The organism is Nitratireductor aquibiodomus NL21 = JCM 21793 (assembly GCF_000615975.1).
Classification (GTDB): Bacteria; Pseudomonadota; Alphaproteobacteria; order Rhizobiales; family Rhizobiaceae; genus Nitratireductor; species Nitratireductor aquibiodomus.
Window position 1 is genome coordinate 1 of sequence record NZ_BAMP01000120.1, and the last position, 10849, is coordinate 10849.

At 63.1% G+C, this 10849-nt stretch carries 9 protein-coding genes and 2 pseudogenes; 1 reads left to right on the forward strand and 10 read right to left on the reverse strand.

Annotated elements, in window-relative coordinates; genetic code table 11:
* Window positions 1-77: 77 nt before the first annotated feature.
* The 10 genes and pseudogenes from JCM21793_RS21125 to JCM21793_RS21170 all read right to left on the reverse strand — a co-directional run bounded on the left by JCM21793_RS21125 (window position 78) and on the right by JCM21793_RS21170 (window position 10498).
* Window positions 78-1295, reverse strand: a complete 1218-nt coding sequence (locus JCM21793_RS21125) for a GTP-binding protein (RefSeq protein ID WP_025031629.1) — start codon at window positions 1293-1295, stop codon at window positions 78-80.
* Between the two features lie 313 nt (window positions 1296-1608).
* Window positions 1609-2439: an amidohydrolase family protein gene (locus JCM21793_RS21130; RefSeq protein WP_025031630.1), complete on the reverse strand. Its 831-nt coding sequence runs from the start codon at window positions 2437-2439 to the stop codon at window positions 1609-1611.
* Window positions 2440-2441: 2 nt separating this feature from the next.
* On the reverse strand, window positions 2442-2882 hold the full coding sequence (locus JCM21793_RS21135) for an RbsD/FucU family protein (protein WP_025031631.1): 441 nt from the start codon (window positions 2880-2882) through the stop codon (window positions 2442-2444).
* Complete coding sequence (locus tag JCM21793_RS21140) at window positions 2882-3922, reverse strand: aldo/keto reductase (protein WP_025031632.1); 1041 nt, start codon at window positions 3920-3922, stop codon at window positions 2882-2884. The genes JCM21793_RS21135 and JCM21793_RS21140 overlap by 1 nt, the downstream gene beginning before the upstream one ends.
* On the reverse strand, window positions 3919-5214 hold the full coding sequence (locus JCM21793_RS21145) for an L-fuconate dehydratase (RefSeq protein WP_025031633.1): 1296 nt from the start codon (window positions 5212-5214) through the stop codon (window positions 3919-3921). Before JCM21793_RS21145 ends, JCM21793_RS21140 begins: the two co-directional genes overlap by 4 nt.
* Window positions 5211-6067 (reverse strand): annotated as a pseudogene (locus JCM21793_RS27555) (fumarylacetoacetate hydrolase family protein). The gene JCM21793_RS21145 and the pseudogene JCM21793_RS27555 overlap by 4 nt, the downstream one beginning before the upstream one ends.
* 65 nt (window positions 6068-6132) lie before the next feature.
* Window positions 6133-7080, reverse strand: a complete 948-nt coding sequence (locus JCM21793_RS21155; RefSeq protein WP_007007277.1) for an ABC transporter substrate-binding protein — start codon at window positions 7078-7080, stop codon at window positions 6133-6135.
* Window positions 7081-7160: 80 nt separating this feature from the next.
* The gene (locus JCM21793_RS21160) at window positions 7161-8168 is read right to left on the reverse strand and encodes an ABC transporter permease (RefSeq protein WP_007007278.1); all 1008 of its coding nucleotides are present in this window, start codon (window positions 8166-8168) and stop codon (window positions 7161-7163) included.
* Window positions 8165-9672, reverse strand: a pseudogene (locus tag JCM21793_RS27560) (sugar ABC transporter ATP-binding protein). Before JCM21793_RS27560 ends, JCM21793_RS21160 begins: the two are co-directional and overlap by 4 nt.
* Window positions 9673-9748: 76 nt before the next feature.
* Window positions 9749-10498 carry an SDR family oxidoreductase gene (locus JCM21793_RS21170; protein ID WP_025031634.1) on the reverse strand — a complete coding sequence of 250 codons (750 nt, stop codon included), beginning with the start codon at window positions 10496-10498 and terminating at the stop codon, window positions 9749-9751.
* Window positions 10499-10639: 141 nt separating this feature from the next.
* Here JCM21793_RS21170 and JCM21793_RS30695 point away from each other — a divergent pair.
* Window positions 10640-10849 (forward strand): helix-turn-helix domain-containing protein (locus JCM21793_RS30695; RefSeq protein WP_155983506.1); only part of this gene is annotated, 210 nt, incomplete at its 3' end.

Genomic DNA, 10849 nt, shown 5'->3' on the forward strand with positions numbered 1-10849 from the left:
CCACGATCCATGTCCTCTCCCTCATCCTGAGCTTGTCGAAGGCGAGGGAGAGGACACGCGCTGCCGGCACCCGCGCCTCAGGCGGCCTGTGCCCGCTGCCAGCGCGGGAAAGGGTCCGCCAGCGCACGGAATTCCGCGGGATCAAAGCGCGTCTCGCTTCCCACCAGAGCAGCGTCCAGCGCGGCGGTGATGCGCTCGCGGTCCATGCCTGTGCCGATGAAGACCAGCTCCTGCCGCCGGTCCCCATAGGGTTCGCTCCAGTAGCGGTCCATGAAGGCTTTCGCCTCCGGGTGGTTCGGCCAGCGCTCGCGCGGCACAGCCGCCCACCAGGTGCCCAGCGGCTTCACGCTGGACAAGGCCCCGGCCAGGCTGAATTCCGCCACCCAGTCGGGTCGCGTCGCGATCCAGAAATGCCCCTTGGCGCGGATCACGCCGGGCAATGGCGCGTTCAGCACCTGATGCACCCTTTGGGGATGGAACGGTCGTCTGGCGCGATAAACGAAGGAGGAAACGCCATATTCCTCCGTTTCCGGCACATGATCGGCGAAGCCATAAAGCTCCTTGGCCCAGAGCGGGTGCTGGTGCGCCGCCTCGAAATCGAAAAGCCCCGTGTCGAAGATGCGCTCGGGCGCAACATGCGAATGATCGGTCTCGATGATCTGCGCATCCGGGTTGAGCGCGATGACGATCTTGCGCGCCGCGTCGAGCCGTTCCGGCCCGGCGTCGCTCACCTTGTTCAGGATCACGACGTCGGCGAACTCGATCTGATCGACCAAGAGGTCGACGAGAGTGCGCTCGTCCCCCTCGCCCGCGACCTCGCCCCGGTCGCGCAGGAAATCATGGCTGGCATAGTCTTCGAGCAGGTTCAGCGTGTCGACCACCGTGACCATCGTGTCGAGCCGCGCGACATCGGAAAGGCTCACGCCTTTCTCATCGCGGAATTCGAATGTGGCCGCCACTGGCAGCGGCTCCGAAACCCCGGTGGATTCGATCAGGAGATAATCGAAACGCCCCTCGGCCGCCAGGCGCCGCACCTCTTTCAGGAGATCGTCGCGCAGCGTGCAGCAGATGCAGCCATTGGTCATCTCCACCAGCTTCTCGTCGGTCTGCGAAAGGTCGGCCCCGCCCTCGCGCACCAGATCGGCGTCGATGTTCACTTCCGACATATCGTTGACGATCACCGCAACCCGACGCCCGGCCCTGTTGTTCAGGATGTTGTTGAGAAGCGTCGTCTTTCCCGCGCCCAGAAAGCCCGAAAGCACGGTTACGGGCAGGCGGTTGTCCTGGTTCGGCATGGATGGCTCCTTTGACTGATGGATGGAATGTAATATCATAACATTCGAGATGCACAAGAGGGGCATCTTCGAAGAATGTGCAGCGAGAGGAAAATCATGTGAGTTGGCCGCGATGGCATGGGTACCCGGCTCAAGGCGGGCGGGGCGAATGACGTGGGAAGGCTCAAGGCTGTGATGCCGAGGACAGTCCTGAACGATTACAGCATTTTGCAGTCAGGTGGAATCACCTGACGTCCGCACAAATGCAGCAAATTGATAGATGGAATGGAGCGGCGTTTCCGTAAAACGGTAAATGGCTCCAGGAAAGCCGCGGTCAGCGCAGCCCGTAGATGCGTCCGGCATTGGCTCCGAGGATTGCTTCCCAGTCCGCCGCATCAAACCGCTGGAGCAGCGCGGCGGTCGCTTCGCTCCAGTCGGAATAGCTTGCGGCAAGCGTACAGACCGGCCAGTCGCTGCCCCAGATCACGCGGCCCGGCCCGAAGACCGTCAACACGTGGTCCGCATAGGGCTGAAGCTTTTCCCGGTCCCAGCCTTCCCCCGCTTCCGTCACGAGGCCGGAGAGCTTGCACGAGACCTGTTGACGCATGGCAAGAGATGCCATGTCCTCAGCCCAATTTTCCATGGCGCCCGATGCAATGCCCGGCTTGGCGCAATGGTCGATCACCACGCTCATTTCGGGATAGCGGTCTACCAGCACGGCGAGATTTTTCAGGTGGCGTGGCAGCACCAGCGCATCGAAGACGAGCCCGTGATCGATCAGCGCGCGAAAAGCCGCATTGAGTTGCGGGTGCAGCATCCAGTCCGGATCGGGGATGTCCTGAATCATGGGGCGCAGGCCCTTGAATAGAGGATGTGCAGCCAGCTCCGCGATGCGCGCCGGGGCGTCCGGGCTTTCGAAATCCACCCAGCCGACAACGCCTCTGATGAAGGCGTTCTCGTCGGCCAGCGAGAGCATGAAATCCGTTTCCGCGTCGCTCGGCGCCGCCTGCACCAGAACGGTGCCTTCGATGCCTTCGGCCTCCATGAGGGGCTTGAGATCGTCGGGCAGGAAATCGCGGTAGATTGCGGAGAGCTCCGGCGTCAGCCAGCCATAATCGCCACGAGAAAGTTTCCAGAAATGCTGGTGGGCATCGATCCGGCGCATGGTCAGGTGTCCTCTTGCGGCAGAACGCCTTTCTTCAGGATCACATTGCCGTAGAAGCGCCGCTCACCCGTCTGGATGACGGCAAAGGCATCGCGCGCGCGGTCATAGAAGGCAAAGCGCTCCAACGGGCGTATCTGCGCCGGGTTGTCCGCCACCCGATCGATCACGGTCTGAAACTCGGCCACCACCGGCGGCACACCATCCGGGTCGTCCACCATCTGCATGCTGATCGCGGGATCGTCGACAAAGGAATCGAGCGGCATCACGCTCAAAACCGCCTCCAGCACACGCGGCGCGGAAATGCCGTCGAGCCGCACGAAATCGCGCGCGCTCGCCTCGCCGGGAAAGTTCGCATCGGCAATGACGATCTCATCGCCATGGCCCATGGCGCGCAGGATGCGCAGGAGATCGGGTGAGAGAATGGGGTCGATACCACGCAGCATCAGTTTTCCTCCGGGGTCGGTGCGTCGGGCCGGATCAGGTTCTGGCCCTTGAGGTCAGACCACAGTCCGGCAGGCACGTTACGCGAAAAAAGCGCGATGTTCGCCTCCACTTCTTCCGGTGTCATCGCACCGGGGATAACCGTGCGCACCGCCGGGTGTCCCATCACGAATTGCAGGGCCGCCTCGATCAGCTTCACGCCGTGCGCGGCGCACACGGCCTCGATCCGCCGCACCCTGTCGAGGATGTCTGCAGGTGCGGGCTCGTAATTGTAGCGCGCGCCCTCGATGGCCCCGGTCGCCAGAATGCCGGAATTGTAGGGTCCGCCCAGAATGATTCCGACATCGCGCTTCACGCAGAGCGGCAGGAAGCTGTCGAGCGCTTCCTGTTCCAGAAGCGTGTAGCGCCCGGCCAAGAGAAAAGCGTCGAAATCGCCGAGCCCGAGCAGGCGTTCGCACACCTGCCATTCATTGACGCCAGCGCCGATGGCCCGCACCTGCCCCGCCTTTTTCAGCTCGCAGAGCGCCCGGTAGCCGCCGCCGTCGAAAAGCTCGCGCACCTTCGCGTCGCTTGCCTCCTGAGTGCCGTGGGTGAAAACGTCCACATCGTGCACGAGAAGAATGTCGACACGCTCCACACCGAGCCGCGCGAGGCTTGCCTCATGGCTGCGCATCACGCCATCATAGGTGTAGTCGTAGACAATTTTTTTCTGCGGCGTATCGACAAAGGCGGTGGATGTCACCGCGTCGGGCCCGCAGTCTTCCAGAAGCCGCCCGACCTTGGTCGAGAGCGTGATCGCATCGCGCCCGAAGCGCCGGATCGCCTGCCCGAAGCGCTGTTCGGAAAGCCCGAGGCCATATTGCGGCGCGGTGTCGAAATAGCGCATGCCGCCGTCGAAAGCGGCCTGCAACGTTGCCTGCGCATCCGCTTCCTCGACCCGGCGATAGAGATTGCCGAGCGGCGCGCCGCCAAATCCCATGCGCGTCAGCGTGACCGGCTGCGCGGTGCTGGCGCGCAGCGCAACCGGGTCCGAAGCTCTCATGCCGGCACCCGCTCCCCGGCTGCGCGGTGGCGGTATTTCTCCAGCGAGGCCGGTTTCATCTCGATGGAGAAGCCGGGTGCCTGCGGCGGCATATAGGCCGCGTTGCGGACCACGCAGGGTTCCACGAAATGCTCATGCAGATGATCGACATACTCGATGACACGCCCCTCGCGTGTGCCGGCGATGCACAGATAGTCGATCATGGAGAGATGCTGCACATATTCGCAAAGGCCGACACCGCCGGCATGCGGGCAGACCTTGAGCCCGTGCTTCGCCGCCATCAGCATCACCGCTAGGATCTCGTTCACACCGCCCAGGCGGCAGGAATCGATCTGCACCACATCGACGGCCCCACGCATGATGAGCTGCTTGAAGATGATGCGGTTCTGGCACATTTCGCCGGTGGCGACCTCGACCGGCGCGACACCTTCGCGGATCCTGCGATGCCCTTCGATGTCGTCCGGGCTCGTCGGTTCCTCGATGAACCACGGTTTGGCGAAGGAGAGCCGGTTCACCCATTCGATGGCTTCGTCCACCTCCCACACCTGGTTGGCATCGATCATCAGATTGACGTCCGGGCCGACCACTTCGCGGGCGATGGTCAAACGGCGAATGTCGTCGTCGAGGTCCCGGCCGACCTTCATTTTCACATGGTGGAACCCGGCATCCACAGCCTCCCGGCAGAGCCGCCGGAGCTTTTCATCGTCATAGCCGAGCCAGCCGGCGGATGTGGTGTAGCAGGGGTAGCCCTCGCGCTCGAGCGTGGCGATCCGTTCTTCCTTGCCTGCCGCTTTTTCGCGCAGGAATGAAAGCGCCTCTTCGGGCGTGATGCAGTCGGTGATGTAGCGGAAATCGATGCAGCGCACGAGTTCCTCAGGGCTCATCTCCGCGACCAGCCGCCAGACGGGCTTGCCTTCGATCCTTGCCCACAGGTCCCAAACGGCGTTGACCACCGCGCCCGTCGCCAGATGGATCGCGCCCTTGTCCGGCCCGATCCAGCGCAACTGGCTGTCGGAGGTCACATGACGCCAGAAACGGCCCATATCCTCGGCGACCCAGTTCATGTCGAGCCCGACGACGAGATGGCGCATGGCCTCGATGGCCGCACAGCAGATCTCGTTGCCGCGTCCGATGGTGAAGGTCAGGCCATGGCCTTCATGGTCTCCATCGGTTTCAAGGATCACATAGGCTGCCGAATAATCCGGATCCGGGTTCATCGCATCAGAGCCATCCAGATGGTCGGAGGTGGGAAAGCGCACATCGACGGTACGCAGGCCGGTAATCTTGGTCATTTTGCGCTCACGACTTTCTGTGTCTGTACGCCCAGCCCTTCAATGCCGAGGCGCATCACTTCGCCACCTTTCAGATAGACCGGTGGCTTCTGCCCCATGCCGACGCCGGGCGGCGTTCCGGTGGAGATCACATCGCCGGGCTGCAGGCTCATGAAGCGGCTGACATAGGCAATCAGCTCCGGCACGCGGAAGATCATCGTTGACGTGGAACCGTCCTGATAGCGCCTGCCGTCGACCTCCAGCCACATGCCCAGACTGTCGACGTCGCTCACTTCGTCCGGCGTCACCAGCCAGGGGCCGGTGGGGCCGAATGTGTCGCAGCCCTTGCCCTTGTCCCAGGTGCCGCCGCGCTCGATCTGGTACTCCCGTTCCGAAACGTCGTTCACCACGCAGTAGCCGGCGACATGGGAAAGGGCATCCTGTTCCTCGATGTATTTCCCACCCTTGCCGATCACCACGCCGAGCTCCACTTCCCAGTCGGTCTTCAGAGAGCCGCGTGGCAGTTCCACATCGTCGTCCGGTCCGACAATGGACGAGGTCCACTTGTTGAAGATGATGGGCTCTTTTGGAATGTCCGCGCCGGTTTCGGCGGCATGGTCGGCATAGTTGAGGCCGATACAGATGAACTTGCCGATGCTTCCCACGCAGGGGCCCAGCCGCAGACCGTCCTGCGGCCTGCCTTCGACCGCCGGCAGGTGGCCGGGTCGAGCGCCTTCAGCCTGGCGATGCCCTCGGGTTCGAGCGCCGGGCCGGCCAGATCGGCAATCACGCCGGAGAGATCACGCACGCGCCCCTCATTGTCCAGGAGGCCGGGTTTTTCCTGGCCGCGCGGGCCGTAGCGGAGAAGCTTCATGTCATGTCCTGTTGGCTTGAAAGATGCTCCGGGGAGGGCTTCCCCGGAGCGGTCGTGAAGATCCGTCAGTCGTAAAGAACGGCTGCGATTTCCGGATCGTCTATGTTGGTCTTGTCGTAGTAGTAAAAGCCTGTGTCGATCGCCGCGGGCACCTCTTCGCCCTTGGCGGCGGCCACGGCAGCCTTCACCGTCTCGTAGCCGATGCCCACCGGGTTCTGCGTGATCGCGCCGGCCATCAGACCATCACGGATTGCCTCTTTCTGCTGTGCACCTGAATCGTAGCCGATGATCACAACATTGGTGCGGTCCATCTCGCGCACGCCGTTGACCACGCCGATGGCGGAGCCCTCATTGGTGCCGAAAATACCCTTCAGATCCGGATTGGCCTGGAGGATGGACTTGGTGATCTCCGTCGACTGCAGGTGGTCGCCGCCGCCATACTGGATGGTGACGATCTCGATGTCCGGATATTTTTCCTTCACCTGATTGACGAAACCGTCGCGGCGGTCAATGCCGGTGCGGCTCGTCTGGTCGTGGGCGACAACGGCAACCTGCCCAGCCCCGCCGATCAGCTCGGCCATCTTGTCGGCGGCAAGGGCCGCTGCGGCCAGATTGTCGGTCGAGGCAGTCGCCTTCGGGATGTCGCTGTCGACACCGGAGTCAAAAGCGATCACGGGAATGCCCGCCTCATCCGCCTGCTTCAGAAGCGGAATGGCCGCCTGGCTGTCGAGCGCGGCGAAGCCGAGTGCTGCCGGCTTCTTGGCAAGAGCCGCCGCCAGCATGTCGATCTGCCGGTCGACCATGGTTTCATTGTCCGGTCCCTCGAAAGTGACCTCCACATCCAGCTCTTCAGCTGCCTTGTCGGCACCGGCCTTCACGGCCTGCCAGAACTGGTGCTGGAAGCCTTTCGAGATCAGCGGGATATACATCTTGTCCTGCGCCGAAGCGGCCATACCGCTTGCGACGAGGGCTGCGGCGCTGATGGCGCCCAGCATTGCGCGTCTCGTGAACATGTTTCCTCCTCCGGTTTCTTGCTCACACTCACTTATCTGATCAAAACCCGGGGCGTTCACCGCCCTCTTCGTGTTGAAACTCATCCCATGCGCCGCTTGCGCATCATGTCGGCATAGACGGCGAGGATGATGATCGCGCCCGTCACCACGGTCTGCCATTCCTGCGCCACCGAGAGGATGCGCAGGCCATTGGCCAGAACCGCCATGATCAAGGCGCCGATCAGCGTGCCGAGGATCGTGCCGCGCCCGCCGGCAAGCGAGGTTCCGCCGATGACGACGGCGGCAATCGCCTCCAGCTCGTAGCCGAGGCCGAGAGCGGGCTGCGCGGAATTGAGGCGCGAGGCGATGAGCAGGCCGGCAATGCCGCATATGCCGCCGGCCAGCGCATAGACCGCCATCTTCCAGGCATCCGTGTTGACGCCGGAAAGGCGCACCGATTCCTCGTTGGAACCCAGCGCAAAAGTGTAGCGCCCGAGCACGGTGCGGCCCAGAATGTAGCTGGCTGCGATGGCCACGAGAAACAGGATCAGCACGCCATTGGGGATCGGCAGGGCGGGGATGACCTCGCCGATCAGCGACCCGCGCGAAATCTCGGTAAAGCCCGGCGTGTCGTTGAAATAGATCGGCCGCGTGCCGGATATGACGAGCGAGAGCCCCTTGAGCATCAGCATCATGCCGAGCGTGGCGATAAAGGGCGGGATCTTCATCTTGGCGACGAAGGTGCCCGACGTGAGACCGCACAGCGCACCGGCACCGATGGCCGCAAGCACGCCAAACGGCAGCGGCAGGCCCCAGTAGGTCAGCACCACGCCGGCGATGACCGCGCAGAACGTCATCAGCGTGCCGACCGAAAGGTCGATGCCGCCGGTGATGATGACGAGCGTGGCCGCAATGGCCAGAACCCCGTTCACCGAGGTCGCCTGCAGAATGGCGATGATGTTCGAGGTCTGCATGAAGTTTGGCGAGGCCAGCGAAAAGCCGATCAGAAGTATGATCAGGCTCATGAAGGCCAATAGTTTCTGGTGTGCGCCCGCCTGCAGAAGCCGTGCGGCAAAGCCGGCCTGCGGAGTGGCTTCCACGGTGCTCATTGTTCTCCTCCCACCGGTTCCATGGCGCTCTCGCGTTCTGTGGCGAGGCGCATGATGTCTTCCTGGCTGGTTTCCGCCCCTCCCGGCAGAATGCCTGTCAGCCGCCCCTCGCACATGACGGCGATGCGGTGGCTGAGCCGAAGCACTTCCGGCAGTTCCGACGAGATCACGATGATCGCCCGCCCCTGCGCCGCCAGCCCGTTCAAGAGTTTGTAGATTTCGCTCTTCGCGCCGACGTCGATGCCGCGTGTCGGCTCATCGAAGATGAGGATGTCGCAGTCGCGCAGAAGCCATTTGGCAATGACCACCTTCTGCTGGTTCCCGCCGGAGAGCAGCCGCACCTCCTGCCGGTCGGAAGGGGTGCGAATGGCGAGCTGGTCGATATAGCCGCGCGCGGCATCGCGCATGCCCGCCTCGTCAAGCGCGCCGAGCCTGCCGGTAAAGCGCTCCAGGCTCGCCATGGCGACGTTGGCGCGCACGTCCATGCCGACCGCAAGGCCGAAATGCTTGCGGTCTTCGGAAAGGTAGCCAATGCCGGCAGCGACCGCATCGGCGGGTGTGCGAATGTCGACAGGTGCTCCATGGATGGAGATATCGCCGGCCTCGCGCGGATCGGCGCCGAAGATCGCCCGCGCCACTTCCGTGCGGCCCGCCCCCATCAACCCGGCAAAGCGAGGATTTCGCCTTTTCTCACCGAGAAACTGACATTGCGGATTTCGCGCCCGCGCGTGAGACCCTTCACTTCGAGCGCGACTGGCGCCTGATCGAGGTCCGGCACCTCCACCGCGCTGTCGGTCAGCGCCCGCCCCACCATCATGGAGATGATCTGGTTCACCGGTGTGTCGGCGGCGGAAACGGTGTCCACATATTGGCCGTCGCGCATCACCGTCACCCGATCGGCGATGCGCTTCAACTCGTCCATCTTGTGCGAGATGTAGATGATGCCGACACCTTCCGCCTTCAGCCGGCGGATGATGACGAACAGTTCCTCGATCTCGGCATTGTTCAGGGCCGCCGTCGGCTCGTCCATGACCAGCACGCGGGAATGGAAGGAGAGCGCCTTGGCGATCTCCACCATCTGCTGCTTGGCAATGGTCAGCCCGCCCACCTGTGCCCTGGGGTCGAGCTTCAGGTTCATGGAGGCGAAGATTTCCGCCGTCTGGCGGTTGAGCGCGGCTTCGTCCAGCCGGCCGAAACGCAGGCGGGGCTCACGGCCGATGAAGATGTTCTGGGCGGCGGTCAGATCGTTCATCAGGCTCAGCTCCTGATGGATGATGCTGATGCCCAGATCCTGCGCCGCGCGCGGGCTTTCGATCACGACCGGCTGGCCGTCGACCAGCACCTCGCCGTCATCCTTCGGGTAGATGCCCGACAGGATTTTCATGAGCGTGGACTTGCCCGCTCCGTTTTCCCCCATCAGGGCGTGCACTTCGCCAGGCATGAGCTCGAAGCGCACGTTTTTCAGTGCGTGCACGCCGGGGAAGCGCTTCTCGATGCCGCGCATGGAGACGACCGGCCGGAGACCATCTGTTCCGGCTTTGGTCGTCACGATTGTTGACACCGTTGCCATGGCACGATCCTCAGATCGTCACGCCGCCGTCGACGAGCACCGCCTGCCCGGTGACGAAGCGGCTTTCATCCGAGAGAAGATACAGCACCAGCGGTGCGATGTCGTCCACCGTGGCGAGCCGCCCCATGGGCTGGCGCGCGATGAAATCCTTCTCCGCCTGCACGGGATCGGCCGCCGAGGCGATGCGACCGCGCAGCGATGGCGTGTCGACCGTGCCGGGGCATAGCGCGTTGCACCGCACGCCCTGCTTGACGAAGTCGGCAGCGACCGATTTCGTCAGGCCGATCACCGCCGCCTTGGTGGTGCCATAGACCGCGCGGTTGGCGAAGCCTTTGATCGAGGAGGCCATCGAGGCCATATTGAGGATGGAGACACTGCCCGTCTCACCTCCCCTCTCCAGCATGCCCGGCAGGAAAGCCTGCGTCATGCGATACATGGAGGTGACGTTGAGATCCGTGCTGAATGCCCAGTCTTCCTCCGACACGTCGAGAATCGTCCCGTTGTGAACAAAGCCGGCGCAGTTGAACAACCCGTCGAGCCCGCCGGCCTTTGCGGCGAGCGCATCGATTGCCGCGCGATCGCGCACGTCGAGGCGGTGCGTCTCTATGGTGTCGCCCCCGGCGGCCAGCGCGGCAAGCCCCTCTTCATTGATGTCGACGGCGATGACCGACGCCCCTTCAGCGGCGCAGGCAAGTGCACTGGCGCGGCCGATACCCTGAGCCGCAGCGGATATCAGGATCCGCTTCCCTTGTAGTCGCATACGATGACCTCCTCCCTGTTGAGCCGCAGCTCCATCATCGTTTATATACAAATAGTCTATTCATATATAAAAGAGCATTGCAACATCAAAGTTGACAAGAGGCTCAATTCCTCATCAAAGCAGCCGGTCGGAGGACATGACGTGAACAGCAAGAAGACCACCGAAGACCGCTATCGCGCCCCCGCGCTCGACAAGGGGCTCGACATTCTCGAGCTTCTGTCCAGTCAGCCTTACGGCCTCACCCGGGCCGAAATCGTCAAGGCGATGGGCCGGGGACCGAGCGAAATCTATCGCATGCTGGAGAGGCTCGTCGCGCGCGATTATGTGAGCCGCTCCGTGGAGGGTGACCGG